Source organism: Bradyrhizobium sp., from assembly GCF_036735945.1.
GTDB lineage: Bacteria > Pseudomonadota > Alphaproteobacteria > Rhizobiales > Xanthobacteraceae > Bradyrhizobium.
In genome coordinates this window covers 72,722-94,137 of the sequence record NZ_DAINNI010000001.1, presented here as the reverse complement: position 1 = coordinate 94,137, position 21,416 = coordinate 72,722, and the positions used below count along the sequence as shown (strand labels likewise).

Sequence of the window (21,416 nt, the reverse complement as noted above, 5' to 3'; positions counted from 1 at the left end):
TCATGCGGGGGCCGCGAACATCGTCAACGGAGGCAGATGGCCTCTACCAAGGCCCAGAACGGACCTCGTAGCCATCATTCCTGTAGTCCTTTTGGAGGGATCCCCGAGTTCAATAATGCGACGCGCGCTGAACTCGGGGCTAATCGTCCGCGAACTGACTGCCCGTGCGATAGCGGTCGTGCTGAAACTTCGGAAAGCTCATCATCATGCACGTTAGATAATGCGTTTCCCATAGCAATCAAATGACGCCACCAGGCGCACTTTGCCGCACTATCACCAACGTGACTGCCCTTCGCAAATTCGCCGAGGGAGACGCGCATTAGCCCAGACCGCCGACGGACACCTCAATCATTGATTGCGCACTGGGATCTAAGCGCAGTCGACTGATACGCTGCGACAAATTTGGTTCACTGGGGGTTTATCGATGAAGGAGACCCTGAAATGTGTGACTACAGCCTTCATACCGTCAAGTCTCGGCCGGCGAGAGCCGGCGACGAATTGACCACCCACGACTTTCACGCCGGCACATGAGGCTTTGCGGCATCGGAGGGCGAAAGTGTGGCTGTCGCTGAGCACCGGATCGAGCCAGACAAGATAATTTCGATAATCGTCCGGCCGCGGAGAGCGCTCGCCATCGGCGACTATGAAGAAATATATCGAATAATTTATCGCACCTGATGACCCCGAAAGGTTATCGTTGGCGCATGTGCGCGAGCATCATGCATAGTACGGGTGGCTGAAGCTGACCATCGACATCGATCGTGGTCCGATACGGCCTCCAGTTCTGCGAACAGAGACGGGAGATTATTCGCAACCGAGGTAAGAAATGTGACAGGTGCTTGCCGGTACGGAAATAGAATGGCACCGCCGCCGATGTCGAACAAGCCAGCAAGAAATCTGGACAGGGCGCCGACAACGATCAAGAGCGCGGCCAGCTTGAATAGCTCGGACGGAGAAGATAACTCGGACGGAAGAGATCCAGCCACAACGTCTCCCGATTCCACGGTCAAGTAATGCTTCTCCTGCGGTTCGCTTCGAAGCGCAGCCAGCAAGTATTGGCCTGTTGAGGCGCGATGTCCTTGATCCTCGACATTGCGCACGATCAATATCGTTGGACATTTAGTACGATCGTGGCGGCACGCAGCGGACTGCGCTTTACATAGAAGCATGTCGTCGTCTTTGTTCGGCAAAGCGATCAAAGCTGGTCTCACATCACGGAGATTTAGGATCACATGCGAGGAACCTTTCGAGTTTTCTCGGCCGGTTCAAGAACTCGACGGGGTCTGCTTTGCTCGCAGCAACTTTACGTATTTCGCGGAGTTCCAGAATGTCAGCGCTCGCCGCCATACGCTCGTGCGACCCTCCGGCGTCACCCGCCACCGAAGCCTCCCATCGCCCGGCCGCCCCGCAAAGGTCATCTGGTGACAACGCATTTGCAATCGTCGATCGCGAAATGCGCGCAGCTATGTCCAGAGCCACGGCGGGCCTGTCGCCAGCCGCGATGGTGGGCGCATTTTTCGATTGGTGGGTACATCTCGCGCTATCGCCCGGCAGGCAGCTCAGCCTGACACAGCAGGCTATCGTTGCCGCGGCGGACAATTTTGCGTTCACCATACGATCCGAGTTCGGGGTGGCGGAAGATCCATCCGCGCACGCGCTACCACACGACGATCGCTTCCGTGCTGCTGAGTGGCGGACCTTTCCCTTCGACACCTACGCCTATGATTTCCTTTCGATCGAACGCTGGTGGGATGCGGCGACAAAAGGCGTGCGCGGCGTGAGCCAGCGCCATGACGAAATGGCCAGCTTTACCGCGCGCCAAATTCTCGATACCGTTGCTCCCTCGAATTTCATTGCGACAAACCCCAAGGTTCTCGCACGTACGCGCGCAGAGTTGGGCACTAATTTGCTGAGGGGTTATGCCAACCTGATTGACGACTTGACGCGATTGCGGGATGGCGCGCCACCGCGCGGTACAGATGCGTTCAAGGTCGGTGGGGCCGTGGCAGTTACGCCAGGCAAGGTCGTTCTTCGTACGCGGCTTGCCGAAGTGATCCAATATGCGCCCGTGACCGAGCATGTCCATCCAGAGCCGGCCGTGATCGTTCCGGCCTGGATCATGAAATACTACATTCTCGACCTGTCTCGGGGGAATTCATTGGTCAAATTCCTCACCCAACAGGGTTTCACGGTATTCATGGTCTCCTGGAAAAACCCAGGAGCAGAAGACCGCGACGTTGACTTCGATGATTATCGCACCCACGGGTTTCTCCCCGCCATAGAGGCAGCAACCGCGATCACCGGCGCCCGCAAGGTGCATGCGCTCGGCTACTGCCTCGGTGGTACGTTGCTGGCCTTAACCGCTGCGGCCATGGCGCGCGACAACGATGAGCGGTTGGCGAGCGTAAGTCTGTTCGCCGCGCAAGTCGACTTCACTGAGGCCGGTGAATTGATGCTCTTCATCGACGAAAGTCAGGTTACCTTTCTCGAAGACATGATGTGGAAGCGTGGCTTTCTCGATTCCATGCAAATGGCTGGCGCGTTTCAGATGCTGCGCTCCAATGATCTGATATGGTCGCGCAGCATTCACGACTACCTGATGGGCGAGCAGTCTTTTCCCAACGACATCATGGCCTGGAACACCGATACGACACGCATGCCCTATCGGATGCACTCGCAATATCTGCGCTCTCTCTTTCTCAGGAACGACCTCGCCGAGGGCCGGTTCAAAGTCGACGGACGACCCGTGGCACTGCTCGATATCCGTGTTCCCGTTTTCGCGGTCGCCACCGAGCGCGACCACGTAGCACCTTGGCGCTCGGCTTTTAAGCTGCATCTCTTGACTGATACAGAGGTTACCTTCGTGCTGACCAACGGTGGGCATAACGCCGGCATCCTCTCCGAGCCGGGTCATCCGCGTCGTCATTATCGGACATCTTCGCGCAAGCCGGCCGAACCCTATGTCGATCCGGACACTTGGTTTTCCGATCACCCTCCGCACGAAGGATCGTGGTGGCCGACGTGGGCCTCGTGGCTTGCCGCGCGCTGCGGCGAGCCGGTCCGTCCGCCGGCGCTCGGTGACGCGGCAGCCGGTTTCGCCGCGCGCGAGGATGCCCCGGGGAGCTATGTGTTGATGAAATGAGTACCCCGATGGGACGTCGCTTTACCGCTGAGAGATGAACAGTGCTCCGGAGCGTTGAGATGGACTTGCAAGGCAAGGTGATCGTGATCACGGGAGCAGCGCAAGGGCTTGGCCAAAAGATGGCGGAATTCATCGCGGCGCAGGGCGCCAAGCTCGCGCTGGTCGATGTCGATCATGAAAAGCTTCGGAACACTGTGCGGCTATGCTCGGAGGCAGGCGCGAAGGTCGAGGAATATCCGGCCGATGTCACCAACGAGCCAGCCGTTGAGTCTCTATTTAGCAGCATCCGCAAGGATTTCGGCAGTGTCGATAGCCTCATCAACAATGCGGGCATCACGAGCGACGCCCTGTTGGTAAAAGCGGCAGACGGCAAGGTGCAGGGAAAAATGTCGCTGGCCGAATTTCACCGCGTGATCGCAGTTGACCTCAGAGGCGTATTCTTGTGCGGTCGCGAGGCCACTGTACAAATGATCGAAAGTGGCCACGGCGGAGTGATTGTCAACATCTCCAGCATCTCACGCGCCGGCAACGTCGGGCAGACTAACTACGCCGCCGCCAAGGCAGGCGTTGCCGCCATGACGGTGACCTGGGCCAAGGAGTTGGCGCGCTACAACATTCGTGTCGCCGGTATTGCCCCAGGATTTTCCGAGACGCGGATGGTGGCTGCTATCCCGCCGAATGTCAAAGACAAGATCGTCTCGACCATTCCGCTGCGACGCTTAGCCAAGCCCGAGGAGATCGCGCGCGCAGCGCTATTTATCCTCCAGAACGACTATTACGACGGCCGAATTCTGGAGGTGGACGGGGGCTTGCGGATATGACCGCTGAGCAACAGCCATGCCAACTTTTTCGGAGCAGGACTCGTGAACCAGCGCGAGATCGTCGAGCAGCGCGTCCATTTCCTGCGCGAACGCGAATGCCGCCGACCGCTCGGACGCGCCAGCTTGACCGCCTGCACGCCGAGTATGACGTGATTGTCTGCGCGCGCAACTATGCGCACGAACCCCTCCTCGCGCTGCCGCGTCAGCGCCCGGCCATTGGCGCGGAAGGGAAACAGGGCGCCACGCGTTTCACCGTGTACGGCACGTGCGGCGTCCGGCGAAAGGCCGACACTGGCGACCTCCGGATCGGCGAAGGCTCGGCGGTCGCACGGAGTTGCCTGTCATGTCCTTGAAGATTGAAGACTATGCACTTTTGGGAGATTGCGAAACTGCCGCGCTCGTTGGACGCGATGGATCAATTGACTGGCTCTGTTTGCCGCGTTTCGACAGCAGCGCCTGTTTCGCGGCACTCCTCGGTGGCCGCGAGCACGGTCGGTGGCTGATTACGACAACGGACCAGGCCGCACGTATTTCCCGGCACTACCGCGACGATACGCTTATTCTGGAGACTGATTTCGAAACGGCGGACGGCGCTGTCACCTTGGTTGACTTCATGCCGCCACGCGGGAAAACGTCCGACGTGGTTCGCATGATCGTCGGCCGTCGCGGTCGCGTTGCAATGCATACCGAGCTTATTCTACGCTTCGATTACGGTTCGCTCGTGCCTTGGGTGACCCGGATGGAGGATGGCGGTTTGCGGGCCATTTCCGGACCGGACATGGTGGTCGTTCGCACGCCAGTGCGACTGCGAGGGAAGGATTTCACGACGATCGGTGAGTTCACCGTATCGGCCGGCCAAACGGTTCCATTCGTCCTGACCTATTCTGCCTCGCACCTGTCGCCTCCTGGCCCCATTGACGCACAGAAAGCTCTCGTCGATTCGGAAACGTTCTGGCGTCACTGGATAAGTCGCTGCACCAGCGCGGGCGAGTGGTCAGCCGATGTTCGCCGTTCACTCATTACACTGAAGGCGTTAACGTATCGTCCAACAGGCGGTATCGTTGCCGCTCCCACCACATCCCTGCCAGAGCAACTTGGAGGTCCACGCAACTGGGACTATCGCTTTTGTTGGTTGCGGGATGCCACTTTCACTCTCCTCGCGCTGATGAACTCGGGCTACTACGAAGAGGCACGATCATGGCAAGCGTGGTTGTTGCGTGCGGTGGCTGGCGAGCCGTCGCAAGTGCAAATCATGTACGGCCTGCTGGGCGAGCGACGTCTAATAGAATGGGAGGTCCCCTGGCTACCGGGCTATGAGGGATCTAAACCGGTGCGAATTGGCAATGCCGCCGCCACCCAATTGCAGCTCGACGTCTTTGGCGAGGTGATGGATGCCTTCTGTCAAGGACGCAACGGGAAAGTGGCCGTGGAGGAACACGCCTGGGCCGTGCAGCGTGCGCTCCTCGATCACCTGGGGACCGTCTGGGATCAACCGGATGAAGGAATTTGGGAAGTTCGCAGTGGTCGCCAGCAATTCACTTATTCGAAGATGATGGCCTGGGTGGCTTTCGACCGCGCTATCAAAGGCGCGGAAGACTTCGGTCTTGAAGGGCCAGTCGAACACTGGCGCGCTCTGCGCGGAACCATCCACGAAGAGATTTGCAGTCACGCGTTCGATCCGAAGATTGGCGCCTTTGTGCAATCGTACGGATCAAAGAACCTCGATGCCAGTTTGCTGCTCATTCCAGCCGTTGGTTTCCTGCCTCCCGACGATCCAAGGGTTCGAAGCACTATTGCCGCTATCGAACAACATTTACTGGCAGACGGTCTTGTCCGACGCTATGACACCGCGGACACCCGCGACGGCCTGCCCCCAGGCGAAGGCGTATTCCTCGCTTGCAGCTTTTGGCTCGTGGATAGCCTGCTGGCAATAGGACGGCACGAGGAAGCACAGCAACTATTCGAACGGCTGCTAGCGCTCAGGAATGACGTTGGACTTCTGTCAGAAGAATACGATCCACAGACGAAGCGGTTAATCGGCAATTTCCCTCAGGCACTCTCGCATATCGCGCTCGTCAACACGGCTCACAACCTCACACGTTTGGAAAAGCCGGTGCGGCAAAGGTCCGGGCGTGAAGTCGCGAGTGGTTGAGAACGCGCGGATTATCCGGAGCACGGAGCCCGAAGCGTACGAGAGCGAGCGCGTCAGGGCTCACGATTTGCGAGGCCGCCCACCTGCTGTCCGGCGGCGGACGGTTTTTGATCTGTACGAATCCCCCGATCGGTGAGGCGACATCAGCAGTCTCGGGCGGAGCGATGCGGAGTAACCGTCGACACCCATCTCGTTCGTCAGCGGCGTGCCGTTGGCATAGATCCATCGCTTGATCAGGCTATTCCAGAGATCGGCGTTCTCGCGCAGATAGTCAGCTTGACGGTGCGCGGAACCCTTATCAGCGAGGTCGGCAGCGGCGATAGGTGCGGCGATTTCGCGACGAGTTGTTCGATGGGCCGGCCGGTGACATAATTAAACATTCCTTTCGAATATCGGTGACCGAGATGCGTATTCTGTTCGTTGGAGACATCGTGGGGAAGGCAGGACGGCAAGCCGTTCGCACGCATCTTCCGAATTGTATCAGTCGCTGGAGTGTTCATCTCACGATAGTCAATGGCGAAAACGCCGCCGACACCGGCTTCGGAATCACGCGCCCCATCTACGACGAATTACTCGCAGCCGGCGCGGACGTTATCACTCTGGGCAACCATTCCTGGAACAGGAAGGAAGCTCTGCAATTCATTGATGAATGCCCCCGCCTCGTGCGGCCTGTTAACTATCTCGCGGGCACGCCCGGTAAAGGAGCCTTGCTGATCGAAGTCAGGAACGGACGACGCGCGCTCGTCATCAACGCGTTGGGGCGATTGTTCATGGAGCCGGTGGAAGATCCGTTCGGCCGCATCGGAGCCGAGCTCGATGCCAACCCGCTCGTTCGCGCCGTCGAGGCGACCATCGTCGACTTTCATTGCGAGGCTACCGGCGAAAAGCACGCCGCCGGACACTTTTGTGACGGACGCGCAAGCCTCGTCGTCGGAACCCACACGCACACGCCGAGCGCGGACGACAGGATCCTCCCGGGAGGAACGGCCTTCATGACGGACGTGGGCATGACCGGCGACTATAATTCAATCGTCGGCATGGTCAGAGAGGAGCCCCTTCGCCGGTTCACGACCGGGATACCCTCCGCACGGTTCGAGCCGGCCTCTGGCGAGGCGACGCTCTGCGCCGTTCTAGTCGAGACTGACGACCGCTCGGGATTGGCGCTCAGTATCGCTCCGGTCCGAATCGGCGGCTGTCTGAAACCGGCTCTTCCGTCCTTCGCGGATGAGAAGAGCTAGCGCACCGACGGCAGCACCTCGCACCTCCTTCGCCGAAGAGCCATTTTGACATGGCGAACGCGCGGCCTGACGAGTTAGTACACGATCGTACCAATCCACACGGTCCTTGATTGTCGCAGCGCCGTCTTGGTGACCGAAGGCAGCAATTCGAGCCGTTCACCAAATGAAGGACGCTCGCAGTCGAAGCTGTCGCGGGCTTAACATGTGTTCGGCGCTTCAACATCCAACCATGCAGATCTGGATCGGTGCAGGGGCCTCTGCGTCCGACGCGGCCACCGGACTACCACGATCCATGGTGCTCCGGCACGCGAGCAACGAGCGGCAGGGCCGCAATCAGGAGCAGAGCGACGATGACATAGACCCAGGCTTGAATGCTGCCAGGGTCAGCCGAACCAGCGAGGACGGCTGTGGTCATCGAGATTATAGCAATCGATCCAATCTGGAGAGACAGGGAGCGGAGCGCGGCAAGGATCGAAGACTGATCAGGCGCCAGTTGCAACCCGGCATTGCGGGTTGCCGGATTGATTGTCCCACTGCCCGCACCAATCAGAAATGCCGACCCCGCCAACCAGGCGTACGGCGAAACCCCGCAAACTGGCTTGAGGGCAAGCAGAAGCAATCCAGCCGCGATGGCAGTGCCGCCGACATACAGCGGCAGTCGATGACCGGTGCGCCGGAGCACCAAGGCAATCGAGACCGACAGCACAACGGTTGCCAGCCCCTGTGCAATCAGCAGTGTGCCAGCATCAAACGCACTGATACCGTAGCGATTGGTGGCATACAGAGGGATGAGTGCCGCCGCTCCAATGGTCGTACCGCCAAAAATCATGTTAACGAGGTTGACCGGGCCGAAACTCGCCCCCCAGATAAGGTCAGGAGCGATAAGCGGATGTCTCGAACGGCTGATATGGCGGAAGAACGCCCACAAGGTGACGATCGCGACTGCCGACAGTACCACGACCACGAGCAGCCACACATATGCGTGACCTTCGCTCAGAGAGCTGACAGCAAGCATGCCGGCCAGCAAACCGCACCCAAGCAGTGCCATACCGGTGATGTCCATGCTGAGATCAACCTTATCCCGAGGCGGGTCGCGCGGAATGTAACGTAACGCCAACACGATGACCACAAGTCCGATCGGAACGTTGACCAGAAACACACCGCGCCAGCTCCAATGCGAAACGAACAGTCCGCCGAATACCGGACCGATCATCGCGCCAATTGGAAAGATGCTGCCGAACAGGCTAACCGCGCGATCACGCTCGTCGCCGAAATGATCGACGATGATTCCGGTTGCCGACGGCGTAAAGCCTGCGCCGCCCGCCGCCTGCACCGCACGCAACGCGATCAACAGGAAGATGTTGTCCGCCAACCCACACAATAGCGATGCCACCGTGAACATCACGACTGAGCCAAGAAACACCCTGCGGCGGCCGTAATGTTCGCTGAGTCTGCCGCTAACCGGCAGCATCAACACGAAACCTAACGAATATGCGGTAAGGCTCCATCCGGCCCAGTTGATCGTCGTTCCCAGCCCGTGTTGCAAGGCATGCAACACCGTCGCCACGATCGTCGAATCAACGGACATCATCAGCAGCGTCAGGGCCACTATCATAAATACCAACGGACGGTTAACGGGCCGCGGCTCACCGAAGGGGTCTCGTACCGCATCGGGTACGCGAGCATCATGCTGAACTGGCAAGCACCTCACCCCCATGCTTGAGGCTTGACGCTTGCGTGAAGCGCCAGGAATGTGGGGTCTCCGATCCGGATGCACGCTACAATCGCTCGACCAGCAATCCTCCCCGTTCGACAACCTCGAACAGGCCAGCCAACCTGGTTCACTTCAGCTTCAGTTTTAATCATCGCGCGGGGGTCTCTCCAATGCGACCCTGCATGTCAGGCCTGCTCTCTGCGTAGAAAGTCATCAGACGAGACCCTGAGACCGGCCTTGCCAGCCCGCCAGAGTGTAAAGGTCATCTCCGAGGAAGTTCCACAGCAGTCTTGCGGTCATCCAATTCGGCTCGTCCGCCTCCCCGGCATTTGCTTGGGAAGCTCGGGCAATCCGTCGACCTCGTGTGCGTTCTCCAATTTCTTCGCGAGGACGCAATGCGTTGGGCACGCTCGGTAGCTTGCTGCGTGAATCATCTGGCCATCTCGTCGAGGATGCGGCGCATCGCTTCGAGCTCGGTGCCGAATCCGGCCCAGTCGCCGGCTTTCAAATGCTCCACGGCCTGGTCATAGCGCCGCAGGGCCTGGCGCGCCCGGCTTGCGGCGATGCCGGGAGCCGCGACTCCGGCTTCGGCATCGGGGTTGGCAGAGATGGGCTCGACAAACAGCGCCGCCAGCGCGTCCTCGAGCGTTTCCTTCATCACCACGCGTTCACCATAGGAAGCGATAACGCGCTTGAGTTCCGGCAGATGTCCTTCAAGGGCGCGCAGATAGAGCGGCGAAACATAAAGAATGGAGTCTTCGATCGGGATCACCAGCAGGTTTCCGCGAATGACTCGCGAGCCCATTTGATTCCACAACGAAAGCTGCTGCGATATCTCGGTATTCTGGTTGATCCGCGCCTCGATCTGCAGCGGCCCGTAGATCAGCTTCTCCTTTGGAAACTCATACACGATCAGCTTGCCATAGTCGGGCGGGTCGCAGCGCCCGGCGAGCCACGCGATCATGTTGTCGCGCCCGCTCGGTACCATCGGCAGCATGACGACAAACTCGGCCTGCGGTTCGCCAGGCAGACGCATGATAATGTAATACGGCATCATCGTCGTGGTGGGGCTGCCGGCCGGCAGCCGCGGAAACTGCCATAGATCCTCGCGGTTATAGAACACGTCCGGCTGATCCATGTGATAGGTCCGGTAGATTTCCGCCTGAATCAGGAACATATCCTCGGCATAGCGGATATGCCGGCGTAGATCGGCCGGCATGGCCGAGATGGGCTTGAACAGCTCTGGAAAAATGCGCTGATAGGTGGCGGCGATCGGATCGACGCTATCGATCAGATAAAAATCCGTCGCGCCGTTGTAGGCATCGATCACCACTTTCACCGCATTGCGAATATAATTCAGGCTGCCGTTGCGAGCTGGCTTGGCATAGGGGAAATAGCTGCTGGTGGTATAGGCATCGAGCATCCAGAACAGGCGGCCGTCGCTCACGACCAGATACGGATCGCGATCGTAGCTCAGGAACGGCGCGATGGTCCGTACGCGCTCTCGGATATCGCGCCGGATCAAAATCCGGCTGGCGTCGCCGATGTAGTCGGACAGCAGCAAATTGACATCGCCGAAATAATACGAGAACAGCGTTTTGCGCCCGATACCGTCAAGCGCGATGCCGCCGTTGCCGTCGTACTTGGCGTAAGCGTTATCCTTGCCTTTCGGATAATCGAACTCCGGTGTCTTGCTTTTGACGACGACATAACTTTCCATCTTTTCGCCGAAGTAGATCCGCGGCTCGCGGACTTCGGGGCCGCCATCGGCGACTGGTGGAATGTCGCGTAGATACAATAGCGGCAACCCTTCGGGGCTCTTGCGCGTCACCGGGCTCATTACCACGCCGTTGCCGTGGGTAAAGAGCAGATGCCGATTGACCCACGTCTGTGCATTCGGTGGGAGCAAGGAGGATTGTAGTTCGCGCGCAGACAGCATCACACTTTGGTACTTGCCGTCCAGCCAGTAGCGATCGACATCAGCGTCGTGGAATTTGTAGTAAGTGCGGATCTCCTGAAGTTGCGCATAGGTATCCATCAGCGGCTGCCAATCCCACAGCCGGATGTTCTCGACCGTTGCTCGATTGGCCTGGAGAGCCTTGAAGGTCAAATCCTGCTCGGCCGGGAACGGCTTGACGACGACCTGGTGCAGATTGTAGGCCATCTGCGTGAGCGCAATGTTGTTCTGGATGAAGGGCCGCTCCCATTGCAACTCGTTGGGCTTGACGAAAAAGCGCTGGAAGAGTCCCGGGACCACGCCGGCAAGCACAAACGCCGCACCGTACACCACGGCAACCGCGATCAGCGGCCGTTGGTACCCACGAATGCGAATATTGCTCCATGAGACGAGCGCCGCGGCAGCGGCAATGCCGACCAGCGACCACAGGACCGGCAGTTCGACATGTATGCTGGTGAAGCCGGCTCCGACCACCACCCCATTGTCGGCATACAGCAGCAGGTAACGGTCGAGCCAATACGACCACGCCTTGACGAGGAAAATGGCGCCGAGCAGCACCGAGCCGTGGAGAATCGCGATCGGCGACGCCCAGCGCCGCTGCGCCACGAGTTCGATCTCGCCGTAAATCCAGTAGATCGCTCCCGCGAACAACGCGCAAAGGACCAGCGTCAGCAGCAACCAGTGCGCGATTTTAATCAACGCCGGAAGCGAAAACAGATAAAAGCCGATATCGTTGCCGTAGAGCGGATCTGCCACGCCGTAGGGGCCGCCATAGACCAGTCCCAAGAAGATCATCCAATTGCCGAGTTCGAACCAGGCGACCGCTATCGCCACGATGCCGGCGCCGGCGGCAATCACCCAGCGCCACGGCAGCCGGTGACGAACGAGCCGGAGTTGGTCGAGCGGCGCCACACCGACGGTTTGCGGTTGAACCGGGGCCGTCAGGAATTGACGGCGTTGCGCGGCGCGCAACGCGAGCCATGAATTGATTCCAAGGCTGGTCACGGTGACCGCGAAGACGATCGAGAATACGAGGATCTCGGCTGCGATCGTCGTCCAGAAGACCGTCACGTAGCCGAGTTTGGCGAACCACAGCCAATCCACCAGAAAGCCGCTCGTCAGCCCCAGCAGGACGAGGCAGACTACCAGCACGATCGCGCCGCTGAAGAGGGACGTTACAATACCACGCCACGGATCCCGCCGTGCCGGCCCGGATATGGCAAGCGGCGCTGATGGATGCGTTTGATGCTTTCCCTCTGCATCATGATCTCTTTGCAGCATGATGGCTTATCCCCGTCCGAAGTGAACGTCGGCAGGTGCCCCGGCGACCCATTGCCAATCCTTTTGCGGGTGTAATCAACGAATGAGGGATCACTCGTTTGATTGTTGGCCTGCATATCAATGGCATGCGCCAGCATGAACGCGGTCGCGACCCGCACGACCCACACCCTCCAGTCCGTTTCGCCTGCGGTGCGCCGCCGCTACGTCGTGCGAACCACGAAAAAGAGATGCGCTGCTCAGAAACTCCAATCGGTCGGGATTCTCGTTTCGGCACCTGCGCTCACCTCTCTGGAAGGAACCGTTGCGCTGGAATAAGGGGCGGAGATACCATCCGCTGTGTGTGCTCTTTGCCGGTAGCTTGAGTAAGCAGCGACGGCTATCGCGAAACTCCACCAGAATACCAGAAAAACCAGCATTCGTCCGTTTACCTCTCCCGACTTCCGGTGAGCCAAACTCTACGTCTAATGGCGGACAACTCATTGCGTCCGGTTATTGCGCGTGAGCAGAGACGCGGCAATTGATTTTACTCTCGAGCAGCACAGTGCCGTGGCCACCACGGATCACCAAAAACTTCACCCCGTTTGGCGACTCCGGGCTTGGACGTGATGATCATAGCGCCGCGCTTGCGTTCGCGCCGTGCTGTGGCTCACCCGCCTCCTCAGACACAGCCTGCCCTTGCTCCGATGATGTTGATTGCACGCAATGCTTCCGGTCAGAGACACAAGATATCAACGAAGCTAGCTTTCGAGCCGTTGGCTTTTTTCAGAAGTCGAGTGTGGTCTGCGCAGAAGTCCGAGTTATTCGAAAGCTGCCATGATGCTGCAAAGGACGGCTGCGGCGAAGGATTGACGGGCGAGAACCTCACGGCGCGCGCCCTCGCCAAGTTTCAGCGATCATGCAGCCCCAGCAAATCTGTCGCCTGCGATGCTGTCCAGACAGGAAGATGCAGATGACCTTCGAGAAGCCGGCGCCAGGTTGGCCTGGCATTCCGGCGCGGTGGACGTCCAGCGCCAAAAGCGGCGTTGGCACTGCATTGCAACCGCAGAGCCGGGTCTGGTTCACGTTGAGCCATGGTATCCTCAACGAGATCTATTATCCTCGGATTGATCAGGCCTGTACGCGGGATCTTGGCCTCATCGTCACCGACGGACGTAGCTTTTTCTCGGAAGAGAAACGCCATGCAAGCAGCACTATTCGGCGGATCGCCGAGGGTGTGCCGGCCTTCGTCATGACCAACACCTGCAGCCAGGGGCGCTACCAGATCGAGAAAATGGTGCTCGCCGACCCGCGTCGAGACGTCGTCCTGCAGCGCGTGACATTTCAGGCGCTCGCCGGGACTGCGTCCGACTATCGGCTCTTTGCGCTTCTTGCGCCACACCTCGTGAACATAGGCGCCGGCAATACGGCATGGATCGACGACTACAAGGGCATGTCGATGCTTTTCGCCGAAGGCAGGGGAACGATGCTCGCCCTGGGGTGCTCCGTTCCGTTCGTCGCTAGCTCGGTCGGCTTTGTTGGGTCTTCGGACGGATGGCAGGACCTTCGGCAACATTTCGAGCTGCGCTGGCGCTACGATGTCGCACGTAACGGCAATGTCGCTCTTGCCGGCGAAGTAGACGTGGCGGCATGCGGCGGCAGCTTTGTCCTCGCCCTGGGTTTTGGCAGGACCGCCGCAGAGGCCGCGCTCCGCGTTCGCATCAGCCTCGATGAAGGCGCCGACACGGCTATCGAGGAGTATGTCGCGGGTTGGCGCGCCTGGCAGGACAAACTTCTGCCGCTCGACTCCGCCGGGCATCCAGGCGGCCACAATACATATCGGGTCAGCACGGCCGTGCTGCGGACGCATGAGGCCCGCTCATTTGCCGGCGGCTACATCGCCAGCCTGTCCGTTCCCTGGGGCTTCGCCAAGGGCGACGAGGATCTCGGCGGCTATCACCTTGCCTGGCCGCGCGACCTCGTCGAGACTGCCGGCGGGCTGCTGGCCGCCGGCGCGAAGGACGAGGCGCGGCAGGTCATCGACTACCTACAAGGCATTCAGGAGGCGGACGGCCACTGGCCCCAGAATTGCTGGCTCGATGGGACGCCTTATTGGAACGGCGTGCAGCTCGACGAATGCGCCTTTCCGATCCTGCTCGTCGACCTCGCTCGCCGCGAAGGAGCTCTGTCCGAGGCGGACCTGCCTCGCGTCTGGCCGATGATTGCGAAGGCGGCGGGATTCGTCGTCAGAAACGGGCCGGTCACGGGACAGGACCGGTGGGAAGAGGATGGCGGCTATTCGCCCTTCACTCTTGCGGTCGAGATCGCTGCGTTACTGGTTGCCGCCGAGTTCGCTGACCAACTCGCTGCGCCGAGTTTGGCCGTCTACCTCCGCGAGACCGCCGATATCTGGAACAGCCTGGTCGAGCAATGGACCTATGCCATCGATACGCCGCTCTCCCGGCAGATAGGCGTTGACGGCTACTACGTCCGCATTGCGCCGCCGGAGACCGCTGATGCCGCATCTCCCGTCAGTGGCTTCGTCCCGATCAAAAATCGACCACCGCAAGCGAGCCGCGAGAAAACCTCGCTGGTGGTAAGCCCCGACGCACTCGCGCTGGTGCGGTTCGGCCTGCGCGCCGCCGGCGATCCGCGCATTCTCAATACCGTGCGGGTGATCGATGCCTTGCTGAAGGTCGATTTGCCTGCTGGGCCATGCTGGCATCGCTACAACGCAGACGGCTATGGCGAGCACGAGGACGGCCGACCGTTCGACGGCACTGGCATCGGTCGCGCCTGGCCGCTGCTCACAGGCGAACGGGCGCATTACGAACTCACCGCGGGCAACAGGGCTGGTGCAATAGCGCTGCTCGCGGCGCTCGAAGGTTTCGCAAGCGATGGTCATCTTATTCCTGAGCAAGTGTGGGACGCGGCGGACATCCCCGAGCGCGAGCTTTTCCGCGGTCGGCCTTCCGGCTCGGCGATGCCGCTGGCCTGGGCACATGCGGAGCATGTCAAGCTCCTGCGCTCGCTGGCGGACGAGCGTGTGTACGACATGCCGCCGCAGCCCCGGGAGCGCTATCAGGTTCAAGGCGTGCGTCCACGCCACGCCATCTGGCGTTTCAACAACAAATGCCGCCGCCTGCCGGCAGGGCGTGTTCTCCGGGTCGAGCTTCTCTCGACCGCGTCGGTCCACTGGAGCGTGGACGGCTGGCGAACCGTTCAGGACACGCCGACAGAGGACAGCGGCCTCGGCGTCTACTTCGCGGACCTCGATACTGCAGGCCTCAAGTCAGGCGACGCGATCGTTTTCACGATCTATTGGCCCGCCGATGACCGCTGGGAAGGCATCGACTATGACCTCGCTGTCATGTGACATCCCTTCATGATCGGAGTCGAGGAGCGCGTCGATAAGGCTATGGGCTCATTGCAGGACGAGAGACGTGGGAACGCGAGCAGGATCGCGAGCGCACGCACACACTCATCAATTGCAGCGGCCGGCCGCGGTTTTTCAAGAGCACCGTCGCGTCCCACACCGGGCCATCGATCCGCCTTCGACATCGTCATCTCGGCCCGTCATTGCAGACGCCATACCGTTCCTGGCGCTGGTGGGACGTACTGAGGTGATGACTGTCGTCGATACACCTCGCTCGTCATGGGCTTGGTGTGAAGATCGACCGCATCATTCGCGAGAAAATTGACGTTGCCGACTCACCCTGTCCCATGCCGCGGATTCCAGCGCGGAATTGGGTGTCATGGGCGCCTACGGCCATTCGCGACTGCGCGAGTTCATTTTGGGGAGCGCAACACGGAACATGTTGCATTTCAATAACGGTTCCGGTCCTTATGTCGCATTGACGTTGGTGCCGCGGATAGCTTTCCAGAGAGTGTCGAGCAATCGTGCGAGGGAATATGAAATGCGCGTCCGACAGGCTGCTGGCGCAGACGCCAATAAAGATCGGGCGATCGAGGATCATCCGTTCGTTGCCATGTTATCGGCCCACGGAGCCGTCGATGCGGAGGACCTCAAAGCCCTTGGCCGCATACTGAATCACAGGGTGACCGTGAAGAAAGGACAAGACATCATCGTCCAAGGTTATGAGTACAAGACCCTGGATATCGTCGAGAGTGGGTTTGGTCTACGATACACCTTGCTGCATCAAGGCGGCCGGCAAATTCTCGACGCAATATTGCCTGGAGATATTGTCGGATTCCCTGCGTCCTTCTTCAGCCGGTCGATCTTTTCGGTCATGGCTGCAACGACGATGAGCCTGCATCGAGTTTCGTTTGACGCGTTTACCGATCTTTGCAAACTAAGACCCAATATCGCAACGGCACTCATCTGGTTCGCGGCCCGTGAGGCATCGATATATGCGCATCATCTCGTGAATGCCGGCCGCCGATCGCCGCTCGAACGCGTCGCGCATTTTCTTTTGGAGACCCACTTCCGACTGAAGGCCGTTGGATGCGCCTCAGAAGACTCATTCGATCTGCCCTTCTCCCAGGAAAGCATCGCCGATACCCTCGGGTTGAGTGCGCCTCATGTGAATCGCATGCTCAGCGAGCTCAGAAATCAGGGATCGATCGCCACACAGAATCATACCATCAAGATCCTGGATAGAGCCGCAATGCAAGTTCTGGCGGAGTTTGAGCCATCGTACCTTGAGCGTACATCATTCTCTCAGCCTCCGATCCGATAGTTGAGGTGCGAGGAGTTGCTGAGCGGGTGTGCCCTCCCAATTCGGTGGTCTTGCGGAGAGGTCTGTGGCGGCCTGGAAGAAGAGGCGCAGGCTCGATATTGCTTGACTTGATGTTCAGGACTGCAAGTCGGCTGAATCAACCTTCAAACGGTCTGCATGCAAAGACCAGTCACGGGTCCTGTGCATGTCACAGAACCTTTGCTTGGCCTTTTGCTCGGCTTCCCGTTCGTTTCGAGCATCAAGCTCCACCGTCGCCTGGCCAACCTCGCGCATCTGGCCGTTTTCGCCCAGCACGTCCTTCACGAATCGGACGACAAAGTACGGCATTGAGACCTCCATTCACAAACACATGTGGCCCCGCCGGGCGCTAATGAAGTCGGACAGCCCCACAATCCGAGGATGTCCATGATTCCAGCAAGCGCCAAATGACCAGATCGGAAAGCTTAATTGGCATCTCGGAACAGTTCGTGTCTTTGAACCGCGATATTGCGTACGATCAATGCGGCTGGATAGGGATTGCTGCGCCACTTATCGCAACAATCCTCGATGGAGCCTTTCTGGACGATTGCCAATTTCCAGAAACAAGAGCGTTTGAGGCGCGAAGCCGATGATGTCGGAAGGCGCTGCCAGCGTTTCACTACCGCGCGGTAACATTGAAGATGACCGCGTACTGGGGCGAGTATTCGTCGCCTATATGGTGTCGGCAACGATTTGGTTGGTATTCACGATGGCCGTGGGACTCCTTGTGCGCTCCTTCATGAGGACGCGCACGCGCCAGCGGGCGTTCCTGACAGACGGGTTCCCGTCACCCGGGTCATGCGGCTGTTCGCAGAACGAATTTCCGCACCGCTTTGGCAAAGCCCTCATTCTCATTGCTATCGGTCACGGCGCTCGCCTGCGCCTTCACCTCGTCGCTGGCATTGCCCATGGCGATTGAAAATCCGCTCTTGCGGAACATGAGGACGTCATTCGGCATGTCCCCCATGGTGGCGATTTGCGCGGGCAGAATGTTCAAGAGCCTGGACAGCGTTTCGACGACCGTTCCCTTATTGGCTCGCGGATGGGTCACGTCGAGATAGTAGGGCTGCGAGCGCGCCGCACTCGCCTTCGCACCCAGCTCCCGCTGCGCCGACTTCTCGCAGGCGGCGACCAGGTCGAGGTCGTCCGAAATGCCGACAATCTTCACTGCGTGCGTCAAGTGCGCATCGGTGAACGACGCCACGAGCTTGGCGTCGAATTTCACCGTCCAGGCCTCGCGCGCCACATGCGGCGCCTTCTTGTCGCGGATCAGCCACTCCGTCTCCGTGTAGACCCAGGCGTCCAGCCCCTGATCCAGGATCAGCTTCACGGTCTGCTTGGCCACAGCCGGATCGAGCGTGTGGCTTTCGATCACGGAGAGATCGGGATTGACCAACACCCCACCATTGAAGCCTGCTATGGCGGTCCGCAGCGCGAGCGGCACGATTAGCATGCTCATGCCTCGGGGCGGTCGCCCGCTTGTGATGGCAAAGGCGACGCCGGCCTGATCGAGCTCCCGCACTGCCGCTTTCGCCGCCTCGGTCAGCACTTTGTCCTTGGTGACCAGCGCACCATCCACATCGGCCAGAAACAGACGAATATCATGCTGACCCGTCATTGCTTTCGCTCCATGGCAGGGATCACCGGTCGCCACGCTCGTTCTCCGTCGCCCGCCAACAATTCTCCGGCCGCCCTGGGGCCGTCGCTGCCGGAATCGTAATTCGGAAAATCGGCCTTTTCAGCAGCCCAGGCATCGAGCACCGGCTGTACGATGCGCCAGGACTGCTCCACCATGTCAGCGCGCATGAACAGCATCTGGTCGCCGATCATGACGTCGTAGATCAGCGTCTCGTAGCCGACATTCGGCTCTTTGGGAAACCAGTCATCGTAGTGGAAGTCCATCTTCACCGCGGCAAGGTCGACCACCGGTCCACGCCGCTTGACCTCGAACTGCAGCGAAATGCCCTCATCAGGCGTAATGCGCAGGACCAGCCAGTTGGGCCGTAGAACATCGACGGCGGTGTCCTGGAACGCCGTGTAGGGCGCCTGCTTGAAGCGGATCGCGATCTCCGTCAGACGCCGCGACATGTGCTTTCCCGTACGGAAATAGAAGGGCACGCCCGCCCAGCGCCAGTTGTCGATCTCGAGCTGCATGGCAACATAGGTCTCAATGTTGGAATCCGCCGCCACGTTCGGCTCGCCCCGGTAGCCATTCACCGGCTTGCCCAAGACAGTGCCGGCGCCATACTGGCCACGCACCGCCCTTGCCCGCTTGACGGCAGGCATCGCGGCGAACACCTCGGCCTTCTTGGTGCGGATCGAAGCCGCGTCGAAGCCCGTGGGCGGCTCCATGGCCACCATCGAAAGGAGCGTGAACACATGGTTAGGCACCATGTCGCAGAGCGCACCCGTTTGCTCATAGAACTTGCCACGCCCCTCCACGCCCACCGTCTCCGCCACGGTGATCTGCACATGATCGATCCGATCGCGATTCCAGATCGGCTCGAACAGCCCATTAGCGAACCGGAACGCCATGATGCTTTGCACCGTGTCCTTTCCCAGAAAATGATCGATCCGAAAGATCTGGTTCTCGTGCAGCGTGCGCAGGATGCGGACGTTCAGTTGGCGCGCAGAGTCCAGACTGTGGCCGAACGGCTTCTCGATCACTACGCGGCGCCAGAACCGGGGCTTTCCGTTCTTGTCCTCGCCCTGATCGGTGAGCTTTGCCTTACCGAGCTGATCAACTGCGGCGCCAAAGAACCGATCGGCGACCGCGAGGTAGAAGATCGCGTTGCCCTGTGTTCCATGGGCCTTCTCCGCATCGCCCAAAGCGCCCTCGATCTTCTCATAGAGCTCTGGCTTTGTCAGATCGCCCTGGATGTAGGACATCTTCTCCGCGAGCCGTTTCCAAGCTGCCTCGTCGATCCGGTCGATATCGAACTCCGCGGTTGCGTTCCCAACGAAGGTTTTCAGCATGTCGTAGAGATGGTCGCGCCAGCTTTCCGTCGTCCCGTCGGTCAGGTCCACGCCGATCAACGCAAATCTTTCCGGCAGGACCTTGGTACGCGAGAGGTTGTAGAGAGCCGGTATCAGCAGGCGCTTGGCCATGTCGCCGCCAGCGCCGAAGATCACCATGGCGCAGGGGTCGGCCGGAGGGACCTGCCGCCGCGGCAACCTCCGCGCCGCTGACGCGCTCGGAGAGGCTCCGATCGGATGGTTGTCCGGCATCGCGCTACTCCGCGGCGTTCGGTGCCGCCGAATGGTCATGCTTTTTCGGCTTCGTTTCAGGATCAATGGGCTCGTTACCCTCAATGTGGCCGCCGAAGCCGAAACGCATCGCCGAGAGGATCTTTTCTCCGAAATTGTGCTCCTGCCGCGAGCGGAAGCGGGCGTAAAGCGCGGTGGACAGCACATCCGCCGGAACCGCCTCCTCGATCGCGGCCTCGACGGTCCAACGTCCCTCGCCGGAGTCCTGGACGTAGCCGGAGAATTCCTTCAGCTGCGGATCCTTCGCCAGCGCAGCGGCGCCCAGATCAAGCAACCAGGATGAGATGACACTGCCGCGCCGCCAGACCTCGGCGATATCCGGCATGTTCAGCGCGAAACGCTCGTCCTCGGGAAGGTCCTTGGAGTCCTTGTTGCGGAGAATGTCGAAGCCCTCTGCATAGGCCTGCATCAATCCGTATTCGATGCCGTTATGCACCATCTTGACAAAATGCCCGGCGCCGGACGGCCCCGCGTGAATATAGCCGCGCTCGGCGTGGGAGGCGGCCTTCTCGCGGCCGGGCGTGCGCGGAATATCGCCCAGGCCGGGGGCAAGCGCCGCGAAGACAGGGTCGAGATAATCCACAGCCTCCTTCGGACCGCCGATCATCAGGCAGTAGCCGCGCTCGATGCCCCAGACGCCGCCGGACGTGCCGCAGTCGATGTAGTGAATGTGCTTCTGGGCCAGTTTCTTGGCGCGGCGGATGTCGTCCTTGTAAAAGGAATTGCCGCCATCGATGATGATGTCGTTCGGCTGCAGCAGGCCGCCGAGATGCTCGACCGCTTTTTCGGTAATCTCGCCGGCGGGCAGCATAACCCAAACGGCGCGCCGCTTGCCCACGAGCGCCTTCGTCATCTCGGCGAGCGAGCCAGCGGCCGTGGCGCCCTCCCTGGCGAGCGCCTCGCGCGGCTTGGCGCTGGTGTCGAATACCACACATTGATGCCCGGCCTTCATCAGGCGGCGAGAGATATTGCCGCCCATACGGCCTAATCCAATGATACCGATCTGCATTTTGCCTCACTCCTTACGACAAGGCGTTACGACACATTCTCCTCATCCAGCGATCCCGCATCGCCGTGTCGAACGCTGCTCCGGCATGAAGCCGAATATTTCATCGTCAATGTGTCGCGTTTGCCAAGGCGGCTCGAAGCC

Annotated in this window: 12 protein-coding genes and 1 pseudogene; 6 read left to right on the top strand and 7 right to left on the bottom strand. The window is 59.9% G+C overall.

Annotated features, from left to right (window positions below; translation table 11 throughout):
* Positions 1-1,327: 1,327 nt before the first annotated feature.
* Both V7E26_RS00425 and V7E26_RS00420 read left to right on the top strand, forming a co-directional pair.
* Positions 1,328-3,142, top strand: a complete 1,815-nt coding sequence (locus tag V7E26_RS00425; protein ID WP_324412293.1) for a PHA/PHB synthase family protein — start codon at positions 1,328-1,330, stop codon at positions 3,140-3,142.
* Positions 3,143-3,201: 59 nt separating this feature from the next.
* Positions 3,202-3,963, top strand: coding sequence for an SDR family oxidoreductase (locus V7E26_RS00420; protein WP_324412290.1), 762 nt, complete (start codon positions 3,202-3,204; stop codon positions 3,961-3,963).
* A gap of 51 nt (positions 3,964-4,014) precedes the next feature.
* On the opposite strand, the pseudogene V7E26_RS00415 reads toward V7E26_RS00420, so the two are convergent.
* Positions 4,015-4,277, bottom strand: a pseudogene (locus V7E26_RS00415) (dihydrolipoyl dehydrogenase); the annotation flags it as partial.
* A 29-nt stretch (positions 4,278-4,306) separates the two neighbouring features.
* On the opposite strand from V7E26_RS00415, the gene V7E26_RS00410 reads away from it, so the two are divergent.
* Together V7E26_RS00410 and V7E26_RS00405 are read left to right on the top strand one after the other, a co-directional pair.
* Positions 4,307-6,115 carry a glycoside hydrolase family 15 protein gene (locus V7E26_RS00410; protein ID WP_324412288.1) on the top strand — a complete coding sequence of 603 codons (1,809 nt, stop codon included), beginning with the start codon at positions 4,307-4,309 and terminating at the stop codon, positions 6,113-6,115.
* A gap of 404 nt (positions 6,116-6,519) precedes the next feature.
* Positions 6,520-7,353 carry a TIGR00282 family metallophosphoesterase gene (locus V7E26_RS00405; protein ID WP_324412286.1) on the top strand — a complete coding sequence of 278 codons (834 nt, stop codon included), beginning with the start codon at positions 6,520-6,522 and terminating at the stop codon, positions 7,351-7,353.
* Between the two features lie 280 nt (positions 7,354-7,633).
* Here V7E26_RS00405 and V7E26_RS00400 read toward each other — a convergent pair whose 3' ends face one another.
* Both V7E26_RS00400 and V7E26_RS00395 read right to left on the bottom strand, forming a co-directional pair.
* Positions 7,634-8,962 carry an MFS transporter gene (locus V7E26_RS00400; protein ID WP_324412284.1) on the bottom strand — a complete coding sequence of 443 codons (1,329 nt, stop codon included), beginning with the start codon at positions 8,960-8,962 and terminating at the stop codon, positions 7,634-7,636.
* A 535-nt stretch (positions 8,963-9,497) separates the two neighbouring features.
* Positions 9,498-12,305 carry a UPF0182 family membrane protein gene (locus tag V7E26_RS00395; protein WP_324412283.1) on the bottom strand — a complete coding sequence of 936 codons (2,808 nt, stop codon included), beginning with the start codon at positions 12,303-12,305 and terminating at the stop codon, positions 9,498-9,500.
* A 949-nt stretch (positions 12,306-13,254) separates the two neighbouring features.
* On the opposite strand from V7E26_RS00395, the gene V7E26_RS00390 reads away from it, so the two are divergent.
* On the top strand, positions 13,255-15,657 hold the full coding sequence (locus V7E26_RS00390; protein WP_324412282.1) for a glucan 1,4-alpha-glucosidase: 2,403 nt from the start codon (positions 13,255-13,257) through the stop codon (positions 15,655-15,657).
* A 379-nt stretch (positions 15,658-16,036) separates the two neighbouring features.
* On the top strand, positions 16,037-16,981 hold the full coding sequence (locus V7E26_RS00385) for a Crp/Fnr family transcriptional regulator (RefSeq protein WP_324412280.1): 945 nt from the start codon (positions 16,037-16,039) through the stop codon (positions 16,979-16,981).
* Between the two features lie 114 nt (positions 16,982-17,095).
* Here the strand turns inward: V7E26_RS00385 and V7E26_RS00380 are convergent, their stop codons facing one another.
* From V7E26_RS00380 to gnd, 4 genes are all read right to left on the bottom strand, one after another.
* Positions 17,096-17,308, bottom strand: coding sequence for a hypothetical protein (locus V7E26_RS00380; protein WP_324412278.1), 213 nt, complete (start codon positions 17,306-17,308; stop codon positions 17,096-17,098).
* Between the two features lie 487 nt (positions 17,309-17,795).
* On the bottom strand, positions 17,796-18,617 hold the full coding sequence (locus tag V7E26_RS00375) for a Cof-type HAD-IIB family hydrolase (protein ID WP_324412276.1): 822 nt from the start codon (positions 18,615-18,617) through the stop codon (positions 17,796-17,798).
* Positions 18,614-20,134 (bottom strand): glucose-6-phosphate dehydrogenase, encoded by a 1,521-nt coding sequence (gene zwf, locus V7E26_RS00370; protein ID WP_324412455.1) that lies wholly within the window; start codon positions 20,132-20,134, stop codon positions 18,614-18,616. Before zwf ends, V7E26_RS00375 begins: the two co-directional genes overlap by 4 nt.
* A 97-nt stretch (positions 20,135-20,231) precedes the next feature.
* Positions 20,232-21,275: a phosphogluconate dehydrogenase (NAD(+)-dependent, decarboxylating) gene (gnd, locus tag V7E26_RS00365; protein WP_324412274.1), complete on the bottom strand. Its 1,044-nt coding sequence runs from the start codon at positions 21,273-21,275 to the stop codon at positions 20,232-20,234.
* Between the last annotated feature and the right edge of the window lie 141 nt (positions 21,276-21,416).

Excerpts from the sequence above, each read along its gene's own strand:
- V7E26_RS00425 (WP_324412293.1), top strand. The coding sequence starts at position 1,328 with ATGTCAGCGCTCGCCGCCATACGCTCGTGCGACCCTCCGGCGTCACCC.
- V7E26_RS00420 (WP_324412290.1), top strand. The coding sequence starts at position 3,202 with ATGGACTTGCAAGGCAAGGTGATCGTGATCACGGGAGCAGCGCAAGGG.
- V7E26_RS00410 (WP_324412288.1), top strand. The coding sequence starts at position 4,307 with ATGTCCTTGAAGATTGAAGACTATGCACTTTTGGGAGATTGCGAAACT.
- V7E26_RS00405 (WP_324412286.1), top strand. The coding sequence starts at position 6,520 with ATGCGTATTCTGTTCGTTGGAGACATCGTGGGGAAGGCAGGACGGCAA.
- V7E26_RS00395 (WP_324412283.1), bottom strand. The coding sequence starts at position 12,305 with ATGCTGCAAAGAGATCATGATGCAGAGGGAAAGCATCAAACGCATCCA.
- V7E26_RS00390 (WP_324412282.1), top strand. The coding sequence starts at position 13,255 with ATGACCTTCGAGAAGCCGGCGCCAGGTTGGCCTGGCATTCCGGCGCGG.
- V7E26_RS00385 (WP_324412280.1), top strand. The coding sequence starts at position 16,037 with ATGGGCGCCTACGGCCATTCGCGACTGCGCGAGTTCATTTTGGGGAGC.
- V7E26_RS00380 (WP_324412278.1), bottom strand. The coding sequence starts at position 17,308 with ATGCCGTACTTTGTCGTCCGATTCGTGAAGGACGTGCTGGGCGAAAAC.
- V7E26_RS00375 (WP_324412276.1), bottom strand. The coding sequence starts at position 18,617 with ATGACGGGTCAGCATGATATTCGTCTGTTTCTGGCCGATGTGGATGGT.
- zwf (WP_324412455.1), bottom strand. The coding sequence starts at position 20,134 with ATGGTGATCTTCGGCGCTGGCGGCGACATGGCCAAGCGCCTGCTGATA.
- gnd (WP_324412274.1), bottom strand. The coding sequence starts at position 21,275 with ATGCAGATCGGTATCATTGGATTAGGCCGTATGGGCGGCAATATCTCT.